This is a genomic window from Mesorhizobium sp. 113-1-2, assembly GCF_016756475.1.
In the GTDB taxonomy this organism is placed as follows: Bacteria; Pseudomonadota; Alphaproteobacteria; order Rhizobiales; family Rhizobiaceae; genus Mesorhizobium; species Mesorhizobium loti_C.
In genome coordinates this window covers 4,531,189-4,556,496 of sequence record NZ_AP023242.1, presented here as the reverse complement: position 1 = coordinate 4,556,496, position 25,308 = coordinate 4,531,189, and the positions used below count along the sequence as shown (strand labels likewise).

At 61.8% G+C, this 25,308-nt stretch carries 22 protein-coding genes, 1 tRNA gene and 2 pseudogenes; 6 read left to right on the top strand and 19 right to left on the bottom strand.

The window, feature by feature from the left end; translation table 11 throughout:
* The first annotated feature begins 10 nt into the window (after positions 1 to 10).
* Both plsY and dprA read left to right on the top strand, forming a co-directional pair.
* The gene (plsY, locus tag JN279_RS22035; protein ID WP_096446320.1) at positions 11 to 598 is read left to right on the top strand and encodes a glycerol-3-phosphate 1-O-acyltransferase PlsY; all 588 of its coding nucleotides are present in this window, start codon (positions 11 to 13) and stop codon (positions 596 to 598) included.
* A 17-nt stretch (positions 599 to 615) separates the two neighbouring features.
* The gene (dprA, locus tag JN279_RS22030) at positions 616 to 1,749 is read left to right on the top strand and encodes a DNA-processing protein DprA (RefSeq protein ID WP_096457333.1); all 1,134 of its coding nucleotides are present in this window, start codon (positions 616 to 618) and stop codon (positions 1,747 to 1,749) included.
* A gap of 9 nt (positions 1,750 to 1,758) precedes the next feature.
* Here dprA and JN279_RS22025 read toward each other — a convergent pair whose 3' ends face one another.
* From JN279_RS22025 to JN279_RS22005, 5 genes are all read right to left on the bottom strand, one after another.
* Positions 1,759 to 1,971 (bottom strand): hypothetical protein, encoded by a 213-nt coding sequence (locus JN279_RS22025; RefSeq protein ID WP_096446322.1) that lies wholly within the window; start codon positions 1,969 to 1,971, stop codon positions 1,759 to 1,761.
* 46 nt (positions 1,972 to 2,017) lie between these two features.
* Positions 2,018 to 2,800, bottom strand: coding sequence for a trehalose-phosphatase (otsB, locus tag JN279_RS22020; RefSeq protein WP_096446324.1), 783 nt, complete (start codon positions 2,798 to 2,800; stop codon positions 2,018 to 2,020).
* Positions 2,800 to 4,569, bottom strand: a complete 1,770-nt coding sequence (locus tag JN279_RS22015; RefSeq protein ID WP_096446326.1) for an alpha,alpha-trehalose-phosphate synthase (UDP-forming) — start codon at positions 4,567 to 4,569, stop codon at positions 2,800 to 2,802. The genes otsB and JN279_RS22015 overlap by 1 nt, the downstream gene beginning before the upstream one ends.
* A 108-nt stretch (positions 4,570 to 4,677) precedes the next feature.
* Positions 4,678 to 6,840 (bottom strand): amylo-alpha-1,6-glucosidase, encoded by a 2,163-nt coding sequence (locus JN279_RS22010; RefSeq protein ID WP_202353776.1) that lies wholly within the window; start codon positions 6,838 to 6,840, stop codon positions 4,678 to 4,680.
* A 45-nt stretch (positions 6,841 to 6,885) separates the two neighbouring features.
* Entirely contained in the window at positions 6,886 to 7,947 is a 1,062-nt protein-coding gene (locus tag JN279_RS22005; RefSeq protein WP_096446328.1) for a glycosyltransferase family 4 protein, read from the bottom strand.
* A 169-nt stretch (positions 7,948 to 8,116) separates the two neighbouring features.
* On the opposite strand from JN279_RS22005, the gene JN279_RS22000 reads away from it, so the two are divergent.
* Both JN279_RS22000 and JN279_RS38945 read left to right on the top strand, forming a co-directional pair.
* Entirely contained in the window at positions 8,117 to 8,614 is a 498-nt protein-coding gene (locus JN279_RS22000; protein ID WP_096446330.1) for a hypothetical protein, read from the top strand.
* A 303-nt stretch (positions 8,615 to 8,917) separates the two neighbouring features.
* A pseudogene (locus JN279_RS38945) lies at positions 8,918 to 9,037 on the top strand (sugar ABC transporter ATP-binding protein); the annotation flags it as partial.
* A 431-nt stretch (positions 9,038 to 9,468) separates the two neighbouring features.
* Here JN279_RS38945 and JN279_RS21990 read toward each other — a convergent pair.
* The 4 genes and pseudogenes from JN279_RS21990 to JN279_RS21975 all read right to left on the bottom strand — a co-directional run bounded on the left by JN279_RS21990 (position 9,469) and on the right by JN279_RS21975 (position 14,063).
* Positions 9,469 to 11,076: an MBL fold metallo-hydrolase RNA specificity domain-containing protein gene (locus JN279_RS21990; protein WP_202350223.1), complete on the bottom strand. Its 1,608-nt coding sequence runs from the start codon at positions 11,074 to 11,076 to the stop codon at positions 9,469 to 9,471.
* Between the two features lie 388 nt (positions 11,077 to 11,464).
* Positions 11,465 to 12,490 (bottom strand): ABC transporter ATP-binding protein, encoded by a 1,026-nt coding sequence (locus JN279_RS21985; RefSeq protein ID WP_244734821.1) that lies wholly within the window; start codon positions 12,488 to 12,490, stop codon positions 11,465 to 11,467.
* Positions 12,491 to 12,605: 115 nt separating this feature from the next.
* Positions 12,606 to 12,749, bottom strand: a pseudogene (locus tag JN279_RS38275) (erythromycin esterase family protein); the annotation flags it as partial.
* Positions 12,750 to 12,914: 165 nt separating this feature from the next.
* Positions 12,915 to 14,063 carry an IS30 family transposase gene (locus JN279_RS21975; protein WP_096449641.1) on the bottom strand — a complete coding sequence of 383 codons (1,149 nt, stop codon included), beginning with the start codon at positions 14,061 to 14,063 and terminating at the stop codon, positions 12,915 to 12,917.
* 137 nt (positions 14,064 to 14,200) lie between these two features.
* Here JN279_RS21975 and JN279_RS21970 point away from each other — a divergent pair, with 137 nt between their 5' ends.
* Complete coding sequence (locus tag JN279_RS21970) at positions 14,201 to 14,479, top strand: hypothetical protein (protein WP_202350220.1); 279 nt, start codon at positions 14,201 to 14,203, stop codon at positions 14,477 to 14,479.
* A gap of 127 nt (positions 14,480 to 14,606) precedes the next feature.
* Here the strand turns inward: JN279_RS21970 and JN279_RS21965 are convergent.
* Positions 14,607 to 14,682: transfer RNA gene (locus tag JN279_RS21965), tRNA-Lys, on the bottom strand.
* 306 nt (positions 14,683 to 14,988) lie between these two features.
* On the opposite strand from JN279_RS21965, the gene JN279_RS21960 reads away from it, so the two are divergent.
* The gene (locus tag JN279_RS21960; protein ID WP_096446336.1) at positions 14,989 to 15,495 is read left to right on the top strand and encodes a BA14K family protein; all 507 of its coding nucleotides are present in this window, start codon (positions 14,989 to 14,991) and stop codon (positions 15,493 to 15,495) included.
* Between the two features lie 98 nt (positions 15,496 to 15,593).
* On the opposite strand, the gene JN279_RS21955 is transcribed toward JN279_RS21960, so the two are convergent.
* From JN279_RS21955 to glpD, 9 genes are all read right to left on the bottom strand, one after another.
* Positions 15,594 to 16,070: a DUF6882 domain-containing protein gene (locus JN279_RS21955; RefSeq protein WP_096446338.1), complete on the bottom strand. Its 477-nt coding sequence runs from the start codon at positions 16,068 to 16,070 to the stop codon at positions 15,594 to 15,596.
* Positions 16,071 to 16,103: 33 nt separating this feature from the next.
* The gene (gene glpK / locus JN279_RS21950) at positions 16,104 to 17,597 is read right to left on the bottom strand and encodes a glycerol kinase GlpK (RefSeq protein ID WP_096446340.1); all 1,494 of its coding nucleotides are present in this window, start codon (positions 17,595 to 17,597) and stop codon (positions 16,104 to 16,106) included.
* Positions 17,598 to 17,689: 92 nt separating this feature from the next.
* Entirely contained in the window at positions 17,690 to 19,414 is a 1,725-nt protein-coding gene (locus JN279_RS21945; RefSeq protein ID WP_096446342.1) for an ABC transporter substrate-binding protein, read from the bottom strand.
* A 79-nt stretch (positions 19,415 to 19,493) separates the two neighbouring features.
* Positions 19,494 to 19,781 (bottom strand): DUF2160 domain-containing protein, encoded by a 288-nt coding sequence (locus JN279_RS21940; RefSeq protein ID WP_096457338.1) that lies wholly within the window; start codon positions 19,779 to 19,781, stop codon positions 19,494 to 19,496.
* A gap of 2 nt (positions 19,782 to 19,783) precedes the next feature.
* On the bottom strand, positions 19,784 to 20,704 hold the full coding sequence (locus JN279_RS21935) for a carbohydrate ABC transporter permease (protein ID WP_096446344.1): 921 nt from the start codon (positions 20,702 to 20,704) through the stop codon (positions 19,784 to 19,786).
* A gap of 1 nt (position 20,705) precedes the next feature.
* Positions 20,706 to 21,572: a carbohydrate ABC transporter permease gene (locus JN279_RS21930; protein ID WP_096446346.1), complete on the bottom strand. Its 867-nt coding sequence runs from the start codon at positions 21,570 to 21,572 to the stop codon at positions 20,706 to 20,708.
* A complete protein-coding gene (locus JN279_RS21925; protein WP_096446348.1) occupies positions 21,573 to 22,640 on the bottom strand; it encodes an ABC transporter ATP-binding protein in 1,068 nt (355 codons plus the stop codon).
* Positions 22,641 to 22,650: 10 nt separating this feature from the next.
* Positions 22,651 to 23,730 (bottom strand): ABC transporter ATP-binding protein, encoded by a 1,080-nt coding sequence (locus JN279_RS21920; protein ID WP_096446350.1) that lies wholly within the window; start codon positions 23,728 to 23,730, stop codon positions 22,651 to 22,653.
* A gap of 41 nt (positions 23,731 to 23,771) precedes the next feature.
* Positions 23,772 to 25,298 (bottom strand): glycerol-3-phosphate dehydrogenase, encoded by a 1,527-nt coding sequence (glpD, locus tag JN279_RS21915; RefSeq protein ID WP_096446352.1) that lies wholly within the window; start codon positions 25,296 to 25,298, stop codon positions 23,772 to 23,774.
* Positions 25,299 to 25,308: the final 10 nt, after the last annotated feature.

Genomic DNA, 25,308 nt, shown 5'->3' with positions numbered 1-25,308 from the left:
GGGGGGAACAATGAATTACGGCATCATTCCAGCACTTGTGTTCGGCTATTTGCTCGGCTCGATACCGTTCGGGCTGCTGCTAACCCGCGCCGCCGGGCTTGGCGATGTGCGCAAGATCGGTTCCGGCAATATCGGCGCGACAAATGTGCTGCGCACCGGCAACAAGGGCCTCGCCGCCGCGACCTTGCTGCTCGATGCGCTGAAAGGCACGGCCGCCGTGCTGATCGCTGGCCATTTCGCGCCGGAAACAGCCGTCTGGGCCGGTCTCGGCGCCTTTCTCGGCCATCTCTTCCCGGCATGGCTGGGTTTCAAGGGTGGCAAGGGCGTCGCCACCTATCTCGGCGTGCTGATCGGCCTTGCCTGGCAGGTAGCGCTGATTTTCGCCGTCGTCTGGCTGGTGGTGGCCTTCCTGTTTCGGTTCTCATCACTTGCGGCGCTGACCGCAGCAGTCGTCGTGCCGATCGCCCTGTATTTTATCAGCACGCCACAGATTGCCGTCCTGTTCGTGGTGATGAGCATTATCGTCTTCATCAAGCACAGGGCGAACATTTCGCGGCTGCTTGCCGGCACCGAGGGCAAGATCGGAGCCAAGGGGTGAGCGAGCACGCCACCGCGGTGAGCGAGCCGGCCGCCGGGCCGCGCCTCAGCGACCGGCAGCGGCTGAGCTGGCTGCGGCTGATCCGCACCCAGAATGTCGGCCCCGCTTCCTTTCGCGACCTGATCAATCGCTTCGGGTCCGCCGAAGTGGCGTTGGAAATCCTGCCGGAACTGATGATTTCCGGTGGCGCCAGCCGGATCGCCCGCATTCCGTCGATCGCCGAAGCCGAAGCAGAGTTGGAGGCAGCCCGCCGGGTTGGCGCACGTTTTGTCGGCATCGGCGAGCCCGACTATCCCCAGTTGCTGAGAAGCATGGACAATCCGCCGCCGCTGCTGGCGGTCAAGGGCAATGCCGCTGTCTTCCGGTTGCCGGGCGTCGCCATTGTCGGCGCCCGCAACGCATCGCTGGCCGGGATCAAGATGGCACGCATGCTGGCGGCCGATCTTGGCGGCGACGGCTATGGCATCGTCTCTGGCCTGGCGCGCGGCATCGACACGGCGGCGCATCAAGGGAGTCTCTCGACCGGCACGATCGGAGTGCTGGCCGGAGGGCTCGACCTGCCCTACCCGCCTGAAAATGCCGGCCTGTGCTCGGAGATCGCCGAGCGCGGCGCTGTCATCTCGGAAATGCCATTCGGCTGGCAGCCGCGCGCCCAGGATTTTCCACGCCGCAACCGTCTTGTCGCGGGCGCTGCTCTTGGGCTGGTGGTGGTCGAGGCAGCGCAGCGTTCGGGCTCGCTGATCAGCGCCAGGCTTGCCGGCGAAATGGGCCGGCTGGTCTTTGCCGTGCCAGGCTCGCCGCTGGACCCACGCGCGGCCGGCACCAACGGCCTGCTCAAGGACGGCGCCACTCTGGTCACCGAAGCCTCCGACATTTCCAGGGCGATCGCGCCGCTGACCGGCATGCGGGCGCCTGATGTGCCGCCATTCGACGACCCGCCGGATTTCTCGGCCACGCCGCCGCCCGGCGAGAGCGACCGCGCCAAGGTCATCGAGGCGCTCGGTCCGACTCCGGTGCCGGTCGACGAGATAATCCGCCACACCGGCCTGCACCCCGCCCAGGTCTTTATGGTTTTGCTGGAACTCGATCTCGCCGGCCGGCTCGAACGCCATGCCGGCGGCAATGTCTCGCTGGTTTTCGGGGAAGGCTAGCCGCAGCCGTCAATGGCGTCTGGGTTCCTTCTCCCCGGTCTCGGCGTAGTCCGGCGTGTTGGCTCCAAACAAATCCTTCTCGACAGCCTTGCGCCAGACCGCATCGGCGTCTTCGGGACGCAACGGCTCAACTGCCGTCTTGGTATCACCGCTTTGCGGCTCGGCGCGCCGTTGCAGCCAGGCGGGCAAGATTTCCCGGATGAAGCTGGTCAGTTGGGTCATTGGCAAACTCCTTCCACGCGCGTGAACGGTTTAGGTGCAATCCGGTTCACTTGGCCGTTGCGGCCAGCGTGGCCGCAGTCTCGCGTCTGCTCATCCCGTCCAGCCAGGCCAAGGCCGCGTCCACGCCGGCCAGCGCAAAAGGCGCCGCTGTCGATCCATGCGGCTTTATGCGAACCGAGACGCCGTCCAATTCGTTGACGGTCTCGAACCCGTTCTCGTCTGATGTATCGTCACCGAGGAATACCGGTCGGCGTCCCCTGAAAGCCGGAATTTGCATGAAGCGTCGGATGGCGGCTCCCTTCGCCGCCTCCAGCGGCATCAGTTCCACACCGGCATTTCCGGCCAAGACCCGATATCCCGCGGGTAATTTGTCCAGGGCCTGTTCGACCAGCTCCGTCGCGCGCTGCAGCAAATGCGGGGCCGCGCGTGTATGAATGGCCAGGATTGGTCCCTTGCGTTCGATATAGACGTCCGCATTGTCCAGTTCCGTCGCGATTTCATTGGCGAGCGCCGCAATGTCAGCCGGTTCGCCGGCCGCCTCGACCGGACCATCACGTGCCAGCCTGTGCTCAAGGCCATAGAGCCCCGCGGCGCGCAATCTGAGGGGTTGGAAGAGATGGTCGACGGCGACGATCGACCGTCCCGTGATGAACGCCAGCGCCCCATCCAATTGCGCTTCGAGCCGTACCAGCAGCGTGCGCAAGTCGTCACTTACGACCACCGCATCGGGATGCGCGGCATGTTCGAGAAGCGTACCATCGATATCGAGGAACAGGCTCCATGGCCCTTGCGGGACAACGGGTTCCGGCGGGTTTGGCAATATCGACATCACAGCGCCGCCACCCGTCTGCGATCAAGCAGCGATATCACATTGGCTGGGGCCGCTGGAGCAGCACCCACGGCACGATCGACTGCATCACGCTTGCGCAAGCGCGCAGCATCGAGAAGCATGCTGCCCGCCCACCGATAGACATTGTTTTCGCGCACGATCTCGCGCATGCGTCGCATGCGCTGGCGTTGCTCCTCCTCGGACATGGTCAAGGCCTGCAGCAAGGCGTCGCCCATCATCGCCGCGTCATAGGGATTGACGATCAGGGCTTCCAGCAGCTCCTTCGACGCGCCGGCGAACATGCTGAGCAGCAGCACACCCTGTTCATCCTCGCGCGCCGCGACAAATTCCTTGGCAACCAGGTTCATGCCGTCATGCAGGCTGGTGACCATGCAAACGTCGGCGGCGCGGTAGATTTCATAGACCTGCTGCTGCGAGTGATGCTCCGCCACCATCAGGACGGGCGTGTAGCCTTCGCGGCCATAGCGCTGGTTGAGATCCTCGGCGTGGCGCAGACACTCCTCGTACAATTGTTGATAGGCAGGCAGAGTGCCGCGGCTGGGCGCCGCGATCTGCAGGAACGCCACCTTGCCGATCCATTCCGGATGCAGCGTCAGCAGTTCATCGAGTGCGTTGAAGCGATCAAGGATGCCCTTGGTGTAGTCGAGACGTTCAACACCCACACACAGTTTGACATGTTCGGCCAGACCGAATTTCTCGCGAACCTGCCGGCGGCATTGGGCGACATCTGGCAGTTTGTCCAGGTGCGGCGGCGACCACTCGATTGAAATCGGATAGGCGTGCACCAAGCTGATCTCGCCGCCATAGGAAATGGCCGAATCCTCGCGCTCGATCCGGCTTTCCAGGAAACGGTCGACGCTGTCGATGAAGTTGTTGCAATGGAACTGGGTGTGAAAGCCGACTATTGAACTGCCGAGCAGGCCGTCGAGAATCTTCTCGCGCCACGGGCAGATACTGAACACTTCCGAATTCGGCCAGGGAATGTGCCAGAAGGTGATGATGATCGCCTCGGGCAGGCGCTCCCGGATCATCCGCGGCAACAGCGCGAAATGGTAATCCTGGACCAGCACGATCGGCCGCTTATTGCGGGCTTCCGCGACGACGGTGTCGGCGAATTTACGGTTGACCGCCTCATAGGCTTCCCAATCGGAGGCGCGGAATATCGGCCGGGTGAAGGCGATATGGCAAAGCGGCCAGAGACCTTCATTGGCAAAGCCGAGGTAATAGCCTTGCTGTTCCTCCTCGCTCAGCCAGACACGGCGCAGTGTGTAGGAAGGATTGTCAGGCGGCACCTCGATCCGGTCGTTCTTGTCGACCACCAGCTTGTCGGCCGAACCACCGCCATAGGCGATCCACGTGCCCGCACAGGCGCGCGTGATCGGCTCCATGGCGGAGACGAGCCCACTGGCGGGTACGACCAGCTGGATGTCGTCGCCCTCGCGGTTGTGGATATACGGCTCACGATTTGAAACGACGATCACCTGGGCATCAGGCAATTCCGTTGCCAGGATATGACGCAGCGTTTCAGGCGACCACTGCACCAGCGCGGCAACGGCCGACTGCCCATTCTTCTCGAATTCCGGCAATGGGCTGTGAGCAGGGCTGGCCCCCACGACGGCAATCCGTGCGCCTCTGCGCGCCCGCACCATCATCGTCACCAGCGCGATGACCAGGACGCCGACGGCTGCAAGGGTAAAGAGCCATAATGCGAATGAAGGAACAACCAGATACGAACTGTCGTCGGGCATTGAAACCGATTACCTTTCAATGGGATACCGTAACCACTTCCTTTGGCTGGGAGTTTCGGCGCCCATGGTGGTGATCCAACGCCCGTGGCGCGAGATGGTTCCGATTTTTCAGCTCCTGACCACCAGAGGCACCAGCCCCTCCTGCGGTTCCGCAAGGAAGGCGCCGACACGATCTCCGACACGCTGGAATGTCAGATCCACTGCCGCCTGCCCAACCGAAAGATGGCGAATGACGAGGCTGTCGATGCCGATCGGCAGGCGCGGCCGGGTCACATGGATCTCGCCTGTCCAGCCATCGATCTGAAGGCCGAGGCACGATTGCATGAGCATGAAGGCCGAGCCGGCGGACCAGGCTTGCGGCAGGCAGGCCACCGGATAGGCAATCGGTGCCTCGCCGGCCGCGCGCGTAAAGCCGCAAAACAGTTCGGGCAGCCGCATGTTGAAATGAACGGCGGATTCGAAGGTCCCGCTCATCAGCCGCACCACGCTGTCGCGGATGCCGTATCGCGCCAGTCCGGCCGCGCAGATCGCCGTGTCGTGCGGCCAGATGGACCCGTTGTGATAGGACATCGGATTGAAGAAGATCGCGTCGTCCGCCAGCGTCCGCAGTCCCCAGCCGGAATGGAACGAGGCCGACAGCAGCTGGTCGGCGACCATGCGCGCGCGATCCGAGCTGGGCAGGCCGACATAAAGCAGGTGGCCGGCATTGGACGTGCGCACCTTGCAGGGCTGGCCCTCACCGTCTAGCGCCAGCGCATAGTAGCCGAGGTCTTCGATCCAGAAATGACGTTCGACTTGCTGGCGAATGGTGTCGGCGCGTATTTCCCAAGTCTCCGCCCGCTCCGTTTCGCCACGCAGCCGTGCCAGTTTCGCCAACCCCTGGAACGCCGCGAAGACGTAGCCCTGCACCTCGACCAGCGCGATCGGTCCCTTCGGAATGCGGCCATCGGCGTGAAAGACGGAATCGAAACTATCTTTCCATCCCTGGTTGGCAAGGCCGGATTCTGCCGCGCGCTGGTAAGTGAGGAATCCCGTCGAGCGGCTCGCCGTTTCGATCCACTCGGCCGCGGCGCACAGCGATGGCCACAGAGTATCGATGAAGGCCGTGTCGCCCGTGCGGTCCGCATAGGCGCAGGCAAGATGGATATAGAGCGGCGTTGTGTCGACACCGCCATAATAGCGCCCGAACGGCAGTTCGCTCAGCGCCACCATCTCGCCCTTGCGGGTCTCGTGCATGATCTTGCCGGGTTCGGAATCGCTGAAAGGCGAGGTCTCGGTCGCCTGGTGCTGGGCGAGAAACGCCAGGACGCCGCGCGCCAAGCCAGGATTGAGCCAAAGCATCTGCAAGGCCGAGATCACGCCATCCCGGCCGAAGGCGGTGGAGAACCACGGTATACCAGCATAGGGATAGGGCCCGGTCGGCAGTTCCGTCGTGAGCAGCGCGACATCGGCGCGAGCCCGCGCCATCCAGTCGTTGAAAACGCGGCCCGAACTGTGCAGCGTCGCACCATGCCGGCGTTTGGCGCGCATGCCGAAACGGGCACGGGCAGCGGCCGCGCGAAACCGGTCGCTTTCGGGACGATCATCCGTCTCGTTGCCCACTTCCACGTAAAGCGTCTGGCTGCTGCGCTTGGTCACGGCGATGACGAAATCGGCCCGCTCGGAGGTCAGTTGGTCGGGCGTCTGCGAAAAAGAAATCGCCGATGTCCGCACCACCTTATCCAGGCCTTCGTAGCGGAGCACCACCGCGTTCCCTGCAATCTCCGCCGTATGGGCGGTTCCACGCTTGGAGCGGGTCGAGCCCCGGACCTCGAACATGTCGCGGAAATCGGCGGCAAAACGCAGCGACAGCAGGATCGTCGAATGCTCCTGGCTGTAGTTGGACAGCGTTATGCGCTCATACAGCCTTTCCTCCCACAGCAGCCTGACGCGCTCGATATGGACAGCGCCTTGCGGAATCTGACGACCCGCAGCGCTCTCGATCGGCAGATTGGTCAGATTGGTGGTGAACAGGACATTGTCCTGGCTGAGCGACGCGCCGAGCAACGACGTCGACCGCCCGCCGACGGTGAGGCGAAATTCGGAAAGCACGCGCGTGTCGTCGCGAAAAAACCCGTCCCCGACGCCGCGTATATCGCCATAGGCGTCGGCGACGACAAAGCAGTCGCCATGCTTGAGAGCGAACAGCCTGTGCGGCTCCCTGGGCGCGGTTTCGTCCAGGGAAGCCAGGGCTATGGCAGGATCAAGCTTGCGCTCGTCGAGTTGGGTGATGGTCAAGAAAATTGTCCCGTGCTGGTTTTTCGAACGGGTGAAGGCCTAAGAGGCTCTGCTTTGCTCGTGACTGCTGATCAGCCGGGAATAGGCCGCGACATAGTCCGTGGCCATTCTGTCGGCTGAAAACCGCCTTTCGAACACCGCTCTAACGCGCCGCCTGTCGAGCTGCAGGAGCGCCGGCATGGTGGCAACGGCATCTTCGATGGTTTCGACGACGAAGCCGGTAGCGCCATAGTCGATGATCTCCGGCATGGCGCCGCAACTCCAGGCCATGACCGGGGTTCCGCAGGCCATGGCCTCGATCACGGCAAGGCCGAAGGGTTCGGGCCAATCGATCGGGAACAGCAAGGCGGCTGCATTGCCGAGAAACCTGCTCTTCTGGTCCTCGCTGATCTCGCCAACATATTCGACCCGGTCGCCATCGATCATCGGCTGAACGACTTCCTCGAAATAGGCGCGATCGCCGTCGCCGACCTTGGCCGCGAGCTTGAGTTTAAGCCCGGTACGTCGCGCGATTTCGATCGCCCGATCCGGTCGCTTGTCGCGCGACATCCTGCCGAGAAAAGCAAGATAGCCGCCATCCGAACCGGCCTCGAAATCGGGTTCGTAGAGATCGACGGGCAGGCCGTGGTGAATCGTTGCCAGCCAGTTGGCGGCAGCGAACCGTGCCCGCTGGCTGCGCGATATGGAAATCATCGGGAAGCGCGGGAACCGGTCATAGGCTTGCGCGAGGTCCGCGTAGTCCAGCCTGCCATGCGGCGTCGTCACCGTGCGCTGCGGCATGTCGCGGAAAAACGGAAAATGCAGGAAATGACTGAGGTGGAAGTGAATGACGTCGAAATCGTCGGCGCGTTTCCTCACCTCGTCGAGCATCGACAGATGCGCCGCGATTTCGGATTTCAGCGGGCGTGGATCGAGACGAAGCGCCCGCTCGCGGCATGGCACGAGCGTGGCGGAGGTTTTCGTGTCGCCGCTGGCGAACAGCGTCACGTCGTGGCCAAGGTCGACGAGCGCCTCGGTAAGATAGGAAATGATGCGCTCGGTGCCGCCATAGAGCCTTGGCGGCACGGACTCGTACAGTGGCGCGACATGGGCGATCTTCATGGCCCGGCCTTCCCTCAATGAGCTGGTGATAGAAGCGAAATGCTTCAGTCGCAGGATCGTTCCTGCCTCATTGGAAGATGCGCCGAATGATCGGGAGTGTTTGATGTTCGATCGAGCCGCCCTATTTCCTTTTGGCTGCCGAATTTGCACTCAGCTTAAGGAGGCCTAGGTGCAGGAACCCAGGGATATTGCAGCGCGACGCCTGAGCATAATCATCGAACAATATGTCGGGGCCAGAAAACGGCGTTATGACTTTGTGTCGACGGATCAGGCCGCCAGGGTGATCCGCAGGATCCTGAAACCCGCGGACCCCGCTCTCTCCGACCGCAAGCTCGACGATATGGTCGCCGCCCTCGCCGTCAAGAATGGCCTGGCGGTCGTCTTCGATCGCGGCGTCAGAGCACCGACCGAGGGCACCGAGGCCGACCTGAACAGAAAGGAACCGACCATGCGAGCAGCAACGGAGACTCCCGATGTTGCCGGCGCGGTGGACGCCATTCTGGGCACCCAGACCGCTCCGCTTTCCCAAATCACTCCGCTTTCAATGAGCGCGGTGATCTCGCTGCTGCGCGAACGGACCGGCACCAAGCGGTCTGACGCGGATCTGGAAGGCCTGATCGCCAAGAAGGCCGCCGTTCAGGACGTGCATCTGTCGCGAGGGGACTAAACGGCCGCTGCGCGTGGCAAAGGCTGGCGGACTTTCAGCTTTTCGCTTGGGCATCGATTCGCTTAAAGGAAAAGCCCGCCACGGGAGCGACCCGCGGCGGGCTTTCGAAGTGGCTACATCCCGAAGGAATCGACCGCTGTGGTGGTATAGTGCACCGCGTGATCGCGTTAGCCTATGGTGTGATCGCGGAAGTCTAGCGGGCAGCGCAAGCACTACAACAGCCAGTGAGGCAAGTGCCCTTGCCGACCAAATGTCGCTTTGCCTGTAGCCCAAGCGCGATGGCACTGGCTGAGCGGGCTTCTCGACGGCCTTGTCGAGCAGTCGGCGCGCCGCTCGACCTCTTACGACCGTCCGGCCAATCTCTTCGTCGCCGGCTTCATCGGCTCGCCCGCCATGAACTTCATTTGCCGCCGCATCGAGGGCATTTCCGCAGCACCAGCGGACTGACCCTGCCGCTGCCAGAAGGGATTCATCCAGCGCATGCTCCAGGGGTGACCACCGGCTTGAAGTGGAACCCGGAGTTCCTGCCTTTTGATGCCGAAGGCGCACCAAAGCAATGTCGAAAGGGTCTCATCATCGATGGGTTTGTCGGCGAAGAGCCGTGTCGACTGCCTGAGTGAAAGCGCCTCGAGCAATGACATTCCTCCATTCTTGGCGGCGTCCGGCAGGCTGGAAGACGTGTCGGCTAGTGCAATCCGGTTGGCGAAAGCTGCCACCATGGCCGCAATTGACAGAAAAACACGTCTGGCAGCTCCGATCGGCTCGTGGATCAAACCGCTGTCGATACGCTGTCCGTTGACGGGCAGGCTTTCTCGCGTCCTTTTTGCCCTGAACCAATTTGCCGGCCTTCCACCTTATGCGTCCTTGTTCTCGAGCGCCCTACGCATGCGCCTGATAACCGCTGCGCGGCCCCTCTCGTCGGCCGCGGCGCTCACCGCCTCATTAATGTCCAGGAGGAGTTTTGAGAGATCGTTGTGCCAGTCAAGACGGGCGATCTTTTCCGGTCTCAGACGGCGCGGCTCATTGAGTTCGACAGGCACACTGCCGCCCGGTGTCAATCGGAAGGCGTCATCCAGCCCTGGCATGAGAATCCTGTCGCCAGGGATCAACCCTCGGAGCCGTTGGCTGAGGCCGCCGAGCCCCTCTTCCTCCCCATGCGTCAGGAAGACCCCTTGCTGCACCGGACGTCTTGCTTCGACCCAGGCGACCAGCTCGCCCGCGTCGGCATGTCCGGAATACAGGTCGAACTGACTGATGCGTGCCTTGACCTCGACTTCCTCACCTTGGATGCGCACACGCCGCGCGCCATCAAGCAGGATCCTCCCAAGCGAGCCCTGGGCCTGATATCCGGCCATCATCACTGTCGCGTTCCGGCGCCAGAGATTGGCCTTCAGATGATGGCGGATACGCCCCGCATCGCACATGCCGCTGGCGGCGATCACCACGAAGAATCCTGTCAGGCGATTGATCGCCTTGCTCTGCTCCACCGTCTCGGTGAAGCGCAGCTCTTTGGATTTGAGGGCCTCACGCAGCACGTTAGCCTGTTCGATCTCATCGGCATGCCGTTCGAAAATAGCGCTCGCGCGTGTCGCCAGCGGTGAGTCGACGAAGACCGGAGCTGTCGGCACCTCCCCCGCTTGCATGAGCAAATAAAGATCGACCAACAGTTCTTGCGTCCTCTCGACTGCGAAGGACGGAATGATGAGGGGGCCGCCGGCCTCGGCGGCGCCGCGCACGATATCACCGAGCTGGGATCGCCGCTGTTGGGGCGAAACGTCCGGCCGGTCGCGGTCGCCATAGGTCGATTCGCAGATCAGATAGTCAACGCCTGCCGGGCCCTCGGGATCGGTCTGAAGCAGCTTATGGCCTGGCCCAACGTCACCCGAGAACATGATGCGCAACGGCGCATCATGCCGGTCGATCTCAAGCTCGACTGATGCCGAACCAAGCAGATGACCTGCATTCCAGAAGCGTGCGCGAAGGCCTTGAGCAACCTCGGTCCATTCGCCGTATTCCAGGGCTCGGAACAAGGCCATGCACGCGGCGGCATCCTTCTGAATGTAGATCGGCTCGACCGGTGGGCGCCCGCGCCGCGCATTGCGACGATTCAGCTGCTCGACCTCCATTTCCTGGATATGCGCCGCGTCGGGCAGCATGACCGAGCAGAGATCGATGGTGGCGCGGGTCGTGTGGATCGGGCCAGAAAAGCCCTGTTTGACCAGTTTCGGCAGAAGGCCGCTGTGATCGATATGCGCGTGCGTCAGAATGACGGCATCAATCGCTTCAGGTGGAAACGGGAATGCCCCATAGTTTAATTCCCGCTCGGACTTCGACCCCTGGAACAGGCCACAGTCGATGAGGATACGCGAATACGGCGTCTCGATCTCATAACAAGAGCCGGTGACGCCATGGGCCGCGCCGTGGAAACGCAGGATAGGATCCGTGTCGCGAGCGCCGCTCATGTCCACTGCCTGATGCAACAACAGGACGATGCCGCAAACTTCATCTGATTTCGCCTCCGGTGCTGCTCCAGGTGACCGGCCGCCGGACCAACCATCGAACATCCCTAGCGGCAATGGAAGGTATCAGCTTTGATCCACAGCAAAGAGCCGAGGCATAGCCATTGGCCATGGTGGCCGAGAGGCTCCAAACCGATAGCATTATGATTGGCAGGCGGCGGAACTGGCATTTCCAGTTCGCCAACTGGCCGCGCCTCGACCGCAGCGCCTAACTATTTCGGGGCGGAGCGCATCCGATCAGCCTGGACGCCTGGGACACGGGAACGCCATCGGGCGCAGCCCAGTCGGGCTCGTGCGCCCTCCCTCCTCAACGAATGCATTGGCGTGGTCTTCAGTCGACCGAAGTCCTGTCCTTCGCCAGGGACACTTTTGGCTTTGGCGCCCCGTCTCCACCGATCATTCCGATGCCCCGCACGATCAGCTCGTACTTCACGGCCGCAACCGAGAAATTCCGCGCCCAGTCGACCACGTCGTTCCACGGATCGACGACCTTTCCCGTCGCCGAGAGAAAGGTGATCACCGTCGCGATCTCGGCTTGTCCTCGAATGACGAGCAGGCTGCCAATGCCGAGAACAAGGATGCTGCCGAATGAATAGGTAAGATTCATCAGGAAGTTCAGCGAGAATTTGAGTTTGATGACGCCCATGTCCAGTGCGAAGACCTCGTCGAGGCGCTCGACATTGCGGCCGTTGCCGATGAAAGGCACGGCAGCGAGCATGTCGTTGCCGAACTGCCGCAGCGTCTGCGTCCGGCGCGCGACGCGTCGGTTGATCGCGCGCTGCATCAACGGGACGAAGACGAATTGCGGTGCCAGCACGGCGAGGCTCAGCAGCGCCATGCGGCTTTCCAGCGCCGCGAGATAAGCGAAGACGCTGATCAGGAAGCCGGCCTCGACGATGGGCTCGCTGATGCTCGACCCCACGAAGGCTCCGACATCGTCGGCCTCGGCGAAGATCATCGCCAGCCCCGTGCCGCTGTTCGGCTGGTCCTCAGGTACGTCGTTTCGCGCGAGTCGCTCCTCGACGAGCACGCGCAGCGCCCGTGTGGCGGACTCTCCGAGCCAGGCTCGATACACGTTCATGACCAGCTTGCTGAGGCCGAAGGCGACGATCAGGGCGCACTGGGCCGCGATCAGGGTCAGGATCGTCGAGGCTGTTCCGCCCTTGACCGCGGCGTCGATGATCCGGCGCTGCGTTTCGATCGGCGCTGCATCCAACAGGAAGACGGCGACGGAAATAGCCGAGACGGCGAGTTGATGCCATCCGCTCACGGCGAAGATGAACCTCACGAAAGAGCAAGGCAGCGCCTCCCCCTCGACCAGATTCTGCGATTGCTGCGATTGGGTGGAAAAGAGCATGGCGTCCAACTAGCGCGCTGACGGCGCAGCATCCTTGATCTCGCGCAATCTCCCATACATCACCGTGTCCATCAGATATGCTCCACGGTATCGATTTCGCAATTTGCGCCAGGAGAACGGTCTTGATCTCCATGGGTGCGTGCCATTCAGAGGCCGCTGCAACCGTTCCCGAATGCGTAGCAAAACCGATCAATGCAACCTCGGAGCCATAGGCCTGCCGGCACAACTGGCCGATGTTGACCTCGCCCCGCTCGGTATGCAGCCCCGTCAAGGAAGCGAATTGGTCGGGTTCGGCATTGACTATCGTCAATTCGTTCAGCCGGCACAGCGGCCAGCCACCGCATTGCACTTCGCCGCTGACGTCTGCTTTGGGCTACGACGCGGGCTCCATCAATGACAGCAATGCGGCGGTGAGTTCAATAGGTCATTGCAACACCCTCTGTAGCCTATCGGCCGGCGTTTCGAAGTCCAGGATTTTTCGGGGGCGCTGATTGAGCCGCAGGGCGACGGCGTTGAGTTGGTCCTGCGAGACGTGGGAGAAGTTGGTTGCTCTGGGGAAGTACTGCCTGAGCAGACCGTTGGTATTTTCGTTGCTGCCGCGCTGCCAGGGACTGCGCGGATCGCAGAAGTAGACCTGTAGGTCGGTGGCAACGGTGAAGCTCTTGTGACGAGCCATCTCCTTGCCCTGGTCCCATGTCAACGAGCGCCGCAACTCTTCGGGCAATGTGCCGATCTTCTCGGCGATGGCCCTCACGACGGTCGCCGAGTCCCTTCTCGCCAACTTCACAAGCATAGTGAACCGGCTGTGTCGCTCGACGAGGGTGGCGATGTTCGTGTCGTTAGCACCGGTGAGCAGATCACCCTCCCAATGACCTGGGATGGCACGATCCTCCGCCTCGGCGGGGCGGTCGCGGATGGAGATCATATCGAGTATTTGTCCTTGCCCCGTCCGGCTCTGTGCGCCTTTGGCGAGGCGCATCTGTCGTTTGGTACGCAGGTGCGCTGTCAGTTCCTTCTTGAGCACCCCTCGCGACTGGATGAATAGACTGCGATAGATCGCTTCATGAGATATCCGCATGCTTGGATCGCCCGGGTACTCTCGCCTCAACCAGCCCGCTATCTGCTCCGGCGACCATTGCAGCGCCAGCTTTTGCGCCACCCGCCATCGTAGCCGTCCAGAGCATGCCAGGCGACACTGCTTCGGGCGCAGCGCTCGCTCCCAAGCATGCTTGTCAGCCCGGGTTGCACGATACGTTTGTGCACCGCCATTGCGCGAGATCTCGCGACATATTGTCGATGGGGATCGCCCGAGACTTCGTGCAATAGCGCGTATTGCGAGACCCGCCGCGATCCCGCGAGAGATCTCTTCGCGCTCCGCCAGCCCGAGCGCCGAGGCCGCTCTACGCCTTGCTGACGGAGCAATGCCGCCGTGTAAGGATACGATCCGCTGAACGCCGGTCTTGTTCCGGCGGTCCAGTGCCCGCGAGATCGACGAAATGCTCTGACCTTGCTTCCATCGCTCCCAAAGCTCGGCCTTCTGCGCTGACGTAAACCAGATCCGTGACGTCACCATGCAACACCTCCTCATCCTCTCAGATTAAGAGTGTTGCGGCGACCTATTGAACCCACCGGCGCATTGCAGACATTCCCGGGTCTGACCGTTTACGCGCCGGTCCTATCATGCCTTTCAGAACGGAGAAGAGCCTGCAAATGTTCTGGCAGGTCGAGTTCGCCGCCCTCCTCGATCTCCAAAAAATAACGGGCGTTGGCCAGCCGATCGACTTTCCCGCAGGACAGGCACAGATGGCCAGTAGTGCCCTCTCCTCCTTTGGGCCGGCCTTGATGTTGTCGCAGCTGCGGTTGCCCTTTTCGTGGACGGCCCTTGCCGAGGTCGTTGGATGGCTACAGATCTCGGCTCGGCGGCTTCTGCCGAGAGCGTTTTTCTGCAACGGTCGAGCCGGCGACTGCGCAGCCGGAATGGAAGAGTAAAGCGCGGCGACTGATCCCGCGCAAGCTTTCTGGCCCTCATTTTTGCGGACACCGAGCGGACACAGATTTGTGGGATGAACGAAATTGCCACCTCACCTGCTGCATCTATTTGATTTTCGTGGTGTTTTGGTGAGCGCGATGGGATTCGAACCCATGACCTACTGATTAAAAGTCAGTTGCTCTACCGGCTGAGCTACGCGCTCCCGCGGGCGCGAAAAGGCGGCCCTCGAAATTGCGCGGAACATAGGGAGAGTGCCTCGACCGGTCAACCGGAAAAAGCGCGTGCGCAGGCCATACTTCTCAAGCACCGCCACCATGCCTGCCTACCCGCGTCGGTTGCGAGCGGTGTGCTCCCGGCAAAGCAATATGGCACTGCCTCCCGTCGACACCTGTCACAGGCCGGAGAAATATTACAAATCAGCAACTTGAGATTTGGCGAGGAACCTTCCCCCACATCGCCCGTTGTCTCGCCACAAGGGACGTCAATCACCCTTTCGAAGGAGAAGATAATGAACAAGATCGTATCGGGTATACTGGCGACCACTTTGTCAGTTTCGTTCGCTGCAGCGGCCATGCCGGCCAATGCTGCTCAGATGTTCGTGCCCCAGGCATCGGGGACTTCGTCAGATATCGTGAATGTCGGGGAGACTCGCTATGACCAGTGGCGTCATGGCAATCGTCATTTCAATGGCAACCGCAATTTCGGCAACCGCAATTTCAACGGCAATCGTAGCTTTGCGCGAAACAATGACGGCGGTGGCTACTGGAACGGCCATCGCGGCTATCGCGACTATCATCGCGGCTATCGTCGTCACGGCGACTATTGGTTCCCACTCGCGGCATTTGCGACTGGTGCGCTGATAACCGGTGCGATCATCAACAACGAGAACAATCGCGTCTACGAAGGCAACTCGCACGTGCAGTGGTGCTATGACCACTACCGCAGCTACCGCTCTTCGGACAACACGTTCCAGCCGAACTACGGCCCGCGCCAGGAATGCCGTTCGCCCTACTGATCCAAGGATGGGTACCAGTAGCAAGTGTGAGTACAAGACCCGCGTCGGAAACGGCGCGGGTCTTTTGCGTGGGACTTTCAGCATCCCGATCAGCGGTGTCAGTTGGCCCAGTTTGCGCTTTTGAGGATCAGATAAAGACCGCCCCCTTCCCCGCGCGGCGAGCGGTAAGCCCCGAGTGAGTCGCAGATCCGCACCATCGCTGCCGTCAGTTCCCAGCCCAGTGCCTCCAGATCGTCTTTCGTGTCGGTCACATAGGCCTGCTGAAGTTCGGCGATATCGTTCTCCTCACCGAAGGAACGAACCCGTCTTGCGTCGCCGAGAAGTTCGCTGGGCAGGTTTGAATTTGACCAGGCCCAAAGCCAGTTGCCCGCTTTGGCGCTCGTCGAGCCTGCAATCTGAATCTCGGCGATGACCTTGACGGTACCATTGTCCGAAAACAGAAGCCTGCCAGTCGTCAGGTCGTAGTCATAGCGCGGCCAGTGACCGAGGCGGAACTCCTTCTCCAAACGAGCATTCTTGGCGGTTAGCAGTTCAAAAGCCTCGTCGCGCCAAGCAGGATACCAATCTGGCTGCATGTCCCCCACCTTCAGCTCGTTCTATGGCGACCGCTATGGCACGCTCAGCGTCCTGCGCACAGCATCGCGCCAACCTGCCAGCTTGGCGGATCGTGTGGCGATATCCATCTCCGGCTTGAACCGCCGCTCGAGCGCCCAGCTCTTGGCGAATTCCTTCGCCTTCGGCCAAACGCCGGCTTTCGACCCCGCGAGCCAGGCCGCACCCAGCGCGGTCGTCTCAAGGATGGTCGGACGGTCGACCGGCGCGTCGAGAATGTCGGCCAGGCGTTGCATGGTCCAGTCCGACGCCACCATGCCGCCATCGACCCTGAGAACCGTTTTGGCCGAAGTGCCCTTCCAGTCCTTGCGCATGGCGTCGAGCAGGTCGCGGGTCTGGTAGGCGACGGATTCGAGTGCGGCGCGCGCAAATTCCGCCGGACCGGAATTGCGGGTCAGCCCGAAAATGGCGCCGCGCGCTTCGGCATCCCAATGCGGCGCGCCAAGCCCGACGAAGGCCGGCACCAGATAGACATTCTGCGTCGGGTCGGCCTCGGCAGCCAGTTGCCCGCTGTGCTCGGCCTTGCCGATGACCTTGATGCCATCGCGCAGCCATTGCACGGCAGCGCCTGCGATGAAGATCGAGCCTTCCAGCGCATAGGTGGTCTTGCCGTTCAGCCGGTAGGCGATGGTGGTCAACAGCCGGTTCTTCGAACGCACCAGATCGCTGCCGGTGTTGAGCAGCGCAAAGCAGCCGGTGCCATAGGTGGATTTCATCATGCCCGGCTCGAAGCAGGCCTGGCCGATGGTCGCAGCATGCTGGTCGCCGGCAACGCCAAGGATCCTGATCTCGGCGCCAAACAGATTTTTCTCGGTCACTCCATAATCATCGGCGCAGTCCTTGACCTGCGGCAGCATTTTCGCCGGAATGTTGAGAATGGCCAAAAGCTCGTCGTCCCAGGCGTTGTCCGCGATGTTGTAGACCAGCGTGCGCGAGGCGTTGGTGGCATCGGTGGCGTGAACCTTGCCGCCGGTCAGCCGCCAGATCAGAAAACTGTCGATGGTGCCGGCCAGCAATTCGCCTTTCTCGGCGCGTTTCCTGGCGCCCTTCACCTTGTCGAGCATCCAGGCGATCTTGGTGCCGGAGAAATAGGGATCGAGCAGCAAGCCGGTCTTGCGCGTGAACTTCTTCTCCAGGCTCTGCTTCTTCAGTTTCTGGCAGAGCGGCGCGGTGCGGCGGTCCTGCCAGACAATGGCGTTGTGGATCGGCTTACCGGACGCCTTGTCCCAGATGACGACGGTCTCGCGCTGGTTGGTGATGCCGATGGCGGCGACATCAGACGCCTCGCGGCCAGCATTCTTCAACGCGGCCTTCACGGTCGTCACGACGCTTGCCCAGATCTCTTCGGGATCGTGCTCGACCCAGCCAGAGGCCGGATAGTGCTGGGTGAATTCCTTCTGGCCGCTGCCGGCGACTTTCATCTCACCGTCAAACAGGATCGCTCGGGTCGATGTCGTTCCCTGGTCGATTGCCAGCACAAAACCATTCATTCCCGCGTCCTCCACCTGGATACAAAGAAGGGAGACGGCAACGCGCCGCCTCCCCCAATTTCACACGGGCGCGAACGCCCGCATAGACAGTCTTACTTCTGCCAGCTCTTCACCAGTTCGTCGTAGTTGATGGTGATCGGCTTATCCTTCTCCTGCTCGAGCTTCAGCTGAGGCGCCAGATTGCCGCCCTTGACCGCGTCGGCGTTCCAGTAGGCAAGGTCATGCTCTTCGGCCATCTTCGGTCCGATGTCGCCCTGGACACCGGATTTCTCGATACGTGCCATGACTTTTTCCTGATCGGCGCAGAGCGAATCCATGGCTTCCTGCGGTGTCTTGGCACCCGAGGATGCGTCACCGATGTTCTGCCACCAGAGCTGCGCCAGCTTCGGATAGTCCGGCACGTTGGTACCGGTCGGCGTCCACTGCACACGGGCCGGCGAGCGATAGAACTCGATCAGACCGCCGAGCTTCGGCGCACGTTCGGTGAAGCTCTTGTCGTGGATGGTGGAGTCGCGGATGAAGGTCAGGCCAACCTGGCTCTTCTTCACATCGACGGTCTTCGAGGTGACGAACTGGGCATAAAGCCAGGCCGCCTTGGCGCGGTCGGTCGGCGTCGACTTCATCAGAGTCCAGGAACCGACGTCCTGATAGCCGAGCTTCATGCCGTCCTTCCAGTAGGAGCCGTGCGGAGACGGCGCCATGCGCCATTTCGGCGTGCCGTCGTCGTTCATGACCGGCAGGCCGGGCTTGACCATGTCGGCGGTGAACGCGGTGTACCAGAAGATCTGCTGGGCAACATTGCCTTGCGACGGCACGGGGCCGGATTCGGAGAAGGTCATGCCCTGGGCTTCCGGCGGCGCATAGGCCTTCAGCCAATCAAGATACTTCTGGATGGCATAGACCGATGCCGGTCCATTGGTGTCGCCGCCGCGCGCGGTGCACGAGCCGACAGGCCGCGAATTCGCATCGACCTTGATGCCCCATTCGTCGACCGGCACACCGTTCGGCAGGCCCTTGTCGCCATTGCCGGCCATCGACAGCCAGGCGTCCGTGAACCGCCAGCCGAGCGACGGATCCTTCTTGCCGTAGTCCATGTGGCCATAGACCTTCTTGCCGTTGACGTCGCGGCCGGTGAAGAATTCAGCGATGTCCTCATAGGCCGACCAGTTGACCGGCACGCCGAGATCGTAACCGTACTTGGCCTTGAAGTCGGCCTTGTTCTTCTCATCGTTGAACCAGTCGTAACGGAACCAGTAGAGGTTGGCGAACTGCTGGTCGGGCAGCTGGTAGAGCTTCTTGTCCGGCGCGGTGGTGAACTTCGTGCCGATGAAGTCGTCGACGTCGAGCATCGGATCGGTAACGTCCTTGCCTTCGCCCGCCATCCAGTCGGTCAAATTGCGCACCTGCTGGTAACGCCAGTGCGTGCCGATCAGATCGGAATCGTTGACCCAGCCGTCATAGATGTTCTGGCCGGTCTGCATCTGGGTCTGGATCTTCTCGACGACGTCGCCTTCCTGGATGACGTCATGCGTGACCTTGATGCCGGTGATGGCGGTAAAGGCTGGTGCCAGCACCTCTGACTCATACTTGTGGGTCGTCAGGGTTTCCGAGACCACCTTGATGTCCATGCCGGCGAAGGGCTTGGCCGCGTCGATAAACCACTGCATTTGCTTTTCCTGGTCGGCACGGGAAAGCGTCGACACGCCGCCTATCTCTTTGTCCAGAAAGGCTTTTGCCTCATCCATCCCGGCATAGGCATTGCCTACGCCGAGCAACAGGACAAGGGCAGTTGTTGATGTTAAAAATTGCCGTCGCATGTGTTTCCTCCACTGTTTCAGGTTTCAAGTGCGATCTGGAGCGGTGGCCGGCACGCTGCCGCTCCAACAGTTTCCCCCTCTATACGTAGCGGAACACGCCAATAGCGTAGACCACGGAGAGAGCGAGAGCCCACCACAGGTTGGATCCGACAAGACCCAGCCAAGCGAGATGGATAAAGGCGCTGCCGAGCAGCGATAGGAACAGGCGGTCGCCGCGCGTTGTCTCAAAGCGCAGCACGCCGACGCGCGGATTGCCGCCCGGCGAGGCGTATTCCCAGGCGCCCATGCCAACCAGCAGCAGGGCGATGACGCCAAAAAAAGCGGCCGTCGGCCAGGTCCATGCCATCCAGGAGAAGTCGAAGTTCATGATCATACCCTCCCTAGGGCGAAGCCCTTGGCGATGTAGTTGCGCACGAACCAGATGACGAGCGCGCCGGGGATCAGCGTCAAGACGCCGGCAGCGGCGAGAAGTCCCCAATCCATGCCCGACGCCGAAACCGTTCGGGTCATCGTCGCCGCGATCGGCTTGGCGTCGGTGGTGGTCAGCGTGCGGGCGATCAGCAGCTCGACCCAGGAGAACATGAAGCAGAAGAAGCAGGCGACGCCGATGCCGCTAGCGATCAGCGGCATGAAGATCTTTACGAAGAAGCGCGGGAAGGAATAGCCGTCAATGTAGGCGGTCTCGTCGATTTCCTTCGGCACGCCCGACATGAAGCCCTCGAGAATCCACACCGCCAGCGGAACGTTGAACAGGCAATGCGCCAGCGCCACCGCTATGTGCGTGTCGATCAACCCGAAGGCCGAGTAGAGTTGGAAGAACGGCAGCGCGAACACCGCCGGCGGCGCCATGCGGTTGGTCAAAAGCCAGAAGAACAGATGCTTGTCGCCTAGGAAGCGGTAGCGCGAGAAGGCGTAAGCCGCCGGCAGCGCCACCGACACCGAAATCACCATGTTCATGACGACATAGGTGATCGAATTGATGTAGCCGGAGTACCAGACCTTCTCGGTAAAGATCGTATAGTAGTTGGCCAGCGTCGGCGCATGCGGATAGAGCGTCAGCGAGTTGACGATCTCCGCATTGGTCTTGAAGCTCATGTTGATGAGCCAGTAGATCGGCAGCAGAAGGACAATGATGTAGAGCGTCGGCACGATCCACCACCAGCGCGATTCCTCGCCACGTCGGCGCATGCGCCTGTCGAGTTCGCTCTGCGACAGCGAACTGGCCAGGCCTTCCGCTGCGGAGGTCCCGTTCATCGCATTGCGCTCGGTTCGTTCATTGGCGCCAGCCATCTCAGCGCTCCGCGTCGTAATTGGTCATCACGGTGTAGAACACCCACGACAACAACAGGATGATGAGGAAGTAGACCAGCGACATCGCGGCCGCCGGGCCAAGGTCGAACTGGCCGAGCGCCGTCTTGACGAGGTCGATCGACAGGAACGTCGTCGAATTGCCCGGACCGCCGCCGGTGACGACGAAGGGCTCGGTGTAGATCATGAAACTGTCCATGAAGCGCAGCAGAATGGCGATCAAAAGCACACGCTGCATCTTCGGCAGCTGGATGTAGCGGAACACCGCCCAGCGCGAGGCGCCGTCGATCTTGGCCGCCTGGTAGAAGGCATCGGGGATCGAGACCAGTCCGGCATAGCAGAGCAGCACGACGAGGCTGGTCCAGTGCCAGACATCCATTATGATGATCGTCACCCAGGCGTCGAACGGATCCTGCACGTAATTGTAGTCGATGCCGATCGCGTTGAGGTAATAGCCCAGCAAGCCGATGTCGTTGCGTCCGAACACTTGCCAGATGGTGCCGACGACGTTCCACGGGATCAGCAGCGGCAGCGACATCAGCACCAGGCAGACCGGCACGCCCCAGCCCTTCTTCGGCATGTTAAGCGCGATGAAGATGCCGAGCGGCACCTCGATCGCCAGGATGATGAAGGAAAAGATCAGGTTGCGGACCATCGCTTCCCAGAAGCGGCTGGACGACAGCAGGTCCTCGAACCATTCGGTCCCGGCCCAGGTGAAGACATTGTTGCCGAACGTGTCCTGCACCGAATAGTTGACGACCGTCATCAGCGGGATGACGGCGGTGAAGGCCACCAGCACCAGCACCGGCAGCACGAGGAACCAAGCCTTGTTGTTCCAGGTCTTGTCCATCTATGCCCCCATCTCGACGCGCCAGGAATTGGCATAGATGTTGATGCCGGCCGGATCGAACCGCACCTTTGGTTCGGCCGGCACGGTCTCGTCCTCGCCGATCACCGCGGCGATGTCCCGACCTTCCAGCTTGGCGCGCACCACCTTGTGGCGGCCGACATCCTCGACCTTGCTGATCGAAACGGCCATGCCGTCGCGGCCGAGCCGCACATATTCGGGACGGATACCGAGTTCGACGGCGCCGCCGGCGGCCTTGGGGGCGCCCGGCAATTCGATCCGCTGCGAGCCGAGCGTCGCCGTCTTGCCATCGATCGCCACCGGCATGACGTTCATGCCGGGCGAGCCGATGAAATAGCCAACAAAAGTATGGCGCGGACGCTCGAACAGCTCCGCCGGCGTGCCGATCTGCACGATGCCGCCATCATACATGACCACGACCTGGTCGGCGAAAGTCAGCGCCTCGGTCTGGTCGTGGGTGACATAGACCATGGTATAGCCGAAGCGCCGGTGAAGCTGCTTCAACTGCGAACGCAGCACCCATTTCATGTGCGGGTCGATGACGGTCAGCGGCTCGTCGAACAGGATGGCGTTGACATCGGAGCGCACCAGGCCGCGGCCGAGCGAGATCTTCTGCTTCTGGTCGGCGGTCAGGCCCCTCGCCTTCTTCCTGGCCCAGGACGCGAGATCGATCATCTCCAGCGTCTCGCGCACCTTGCGGTCGACATCCGCCTCCGGCACGCCGCGATTGCGCAGCGGGAAGGCCAGATTGTCGTAGACGGTCATGGTGTCGTAGATGACCGGGAACTGGAACACCTGCGCGATGTTGCGTTCCTGCGTCGACAGATTGGTCACGTCCCTCCCGTTGAACAGCAACTGGCCGTGCGAGGGATGCAGCAGTCCCGAAATGATGTTGAGCAGCGTGGTCTTGCCGCAGCCAGACGGCCCGAGCAACGCATAGGCGCCGCCATCCTCGAACGTGTGATGCACTTCGCGCAGTGCGAAATCGGCATCCTTCTGCGGATTCGGCAGGTAGGAATGCCTGACATGGTTGACGTCGATGCGCGCCATATCGCCCTCCTCAAGCCGCCAGCTTCGGCGCGGTCACGGCACGGCCGTGCTGGTCGAAAACCATGATGTGACGCGGATCGATGAACACCTCGACCACTTCGTCGGTTTCGAAATCCCTGATTCCATGGGTCAGCATGACCCAGCGCACATCGGCGAAATCGAGGTGGATGAAGCTCTCGGACCCGGTGATCTCGGTGATGGTCACCTTTGCCCGCACCGGCACGGCGCCGGTGTTGGGCCGCTCGAGCGACAGATGGTGCGGCTGAAAGCCGATCGTATAGTTGCCGTCGGCAATGCCGACGAGTTCGGACGGCACCGGCAGCTTCACCCCGCCTTCGAGCAGGAAGTCGGCGCCCTTCTTGGCCAGCACGATGGTGTTGAGCGGCGGATCGGCGAAGGTCCTGGCCGTCACCAGGTCGACCGGCTTGCGGAAGACATCAATGGTCGGCCCGAACTGGGTGATGCGGCCTTCCGACAGCGTTGCCGTGTTGCCGCCGAGCAGCAGCGCCTCATGCGGTTCGGTCGTGGCATAGACGAAGATGGTGCCGGCGGCGGCGAAAATCCTCGGCAATTCGGCGCGCAGTTCCTCGCGCAATTTATAGTCGAGATTGGCGAGCGGCTCGTCGAGCAGCACAAGGCTGGCATTCTTGACGATGGCGCGCGCCAGTGCGGTGCGCTGCTGCTGGCCGCCGGACAGGCTGAGCGGCGTGCGGTCGAGATAGGGGGTCAGCTTGAGCAGCGCCGCGGCTTCGCGCACCTGGCTGTCGATCTTGGCCTGCTCGACCCCGGCGACCCTGAGCGGCGAAGCGATGTTCTCATAGACGGTCATCGCCGGATAGTTGATGAACTGCTGGTAGACCATGGCGATCTTGCGCTTCTGCACCGGCATGCCGGTCACATCATGGCCGTCGAACCAGACCGAGCCGGAGGTCGGCACATCGAGGCCGGCCATCAGCCTCATCAAGCTGGTCTTGCCGGAAAGCGTCGGCCCGAGCAGAACGTTGAGCGAGCCATGCTGAAGTGTCAGTGACACATCGTGTATGTGTTCGACCGCACCGACCGTCTTGGTGACGTTCCTCAGTTCCAGCATGACGCCTCCTCCCAGGCTTGCAGCATCAGCTCAAGACCTCTTCATTCGGCGGCCGCGACGTGCCGCCGGCTTATGCCGTGCATGAATTCATCGAGTGCCGCGACCTGCTCGCGGCTGAGATGCAGGCCGCGTTTGGTGCGGCGCCACAGCACGTCTTCCGCCGTGAGAGCCCATTCGTTTTCAACGAGATAGCGCACTTCGGCCTCATACAGATCGCCGCCGAAATTACGGCCGAGCTCGGCATTCGACTTGGCAAGGCCAAGCAGAAGCTGAGCGCGCGTCCCGTAGAGCCGGGTCAGCCGGCGGGCGAGGCGCGCGTCGAGGAACGGATAGGCCGCCTTCAGCTTCGCCACCTGAGCATCGAACCCAGTCGCCGGGAAATCGCCGCCCGGCAGCGGCGCATCCGACGTCCACGGCTTGCCGCGCTTGCCGAGAAAACCTTCGATCTTCTCCAGCATCGATTCCGACAGCCGACGATAGGTGGTGATCTTGCCGCCGAAGGCATTGACGATCGGGGCAGCACCCTCACCGCCATCGGCCTTCAGCACATAGTCGCGTGTCGCTTCCTGCGCCTTGGAGGCGCCGTCATCATAGAGCGGACGCACCGCCGAATAGGTCCAGACGATGTCGGAACGCTTGACGGGTTGCGCGAAATACTCGCTGGCCGCGGCGCAGAGATAATCGATCTCGGTGTCGCTGATCTTCACCTCGTGCGGATCGCCGGGATAATCCTGGTCGGTGGTGCCGATCAGCGTGAACTCGTCCTCATATGGAATGGCGAAGATGATGCGGCCATCCTTGTTCTGGAAGAAATAGGCGCGCGGATCGTCGAATTTCTTGGCGATGACGATATGGCTGCCCTGCACCAGGCGGACATTGTGCACATCGTTCAGGCCGACGACGCCGGAGAGCACGTGGTCGACCCACGGCCCGGCGGCATTGACCAGCAGGCGCGCCTTGACCTCTTCGGTTTCGCCGCTCCGCAGGTTCTCGATCTTGATTGTCCAGAGGCCGTTTTCGCGGCGTGCGCCGACCACCTTCGTGCGCGTCCGGATCGTTGCGCCGCGGTCGGCGGCATCGCGTGCATTGAGCGCCACAAGGCGCGCATCGTTGACCCAGCCGTCGGAATATTCGAACGCCTTTTTGAACAACGGCTTCAAAGGCTTGCCCGCCGGGTCGCTTGCCATGTCGAGCGTCCTGGTCGCCGGCAGCAATTTGCGCCCGCCAATGTGGTCGTAAAGGAACAGGCCGAGCCTGATCAGCCAGGCCGGACGCAGGCCCTTGGCATAGGGCAGCACGAAGCGCATCGGCCAGATGATATGCGGCGCGTTCTTCCACAGAACCTCGCGCTCCATCAGCGCCTCGCGCACCAGGCGGAATTCGTAGAACTCAAGATAGCGCAGGCCGCCATGGATCAGCTTGGTCGATCCGGAGGAGGTTCCGCTGGCGAGATCGTTCATCTCGGCGAGAAAAACCGAAAACCCGCGCCCAACGGCATCGCGGGCGATGCCGCAACCGTTGATACCGCCACCTATGACGAAAATGTCCCGGACTGAAGACGTGTCCACTTAACTCCTC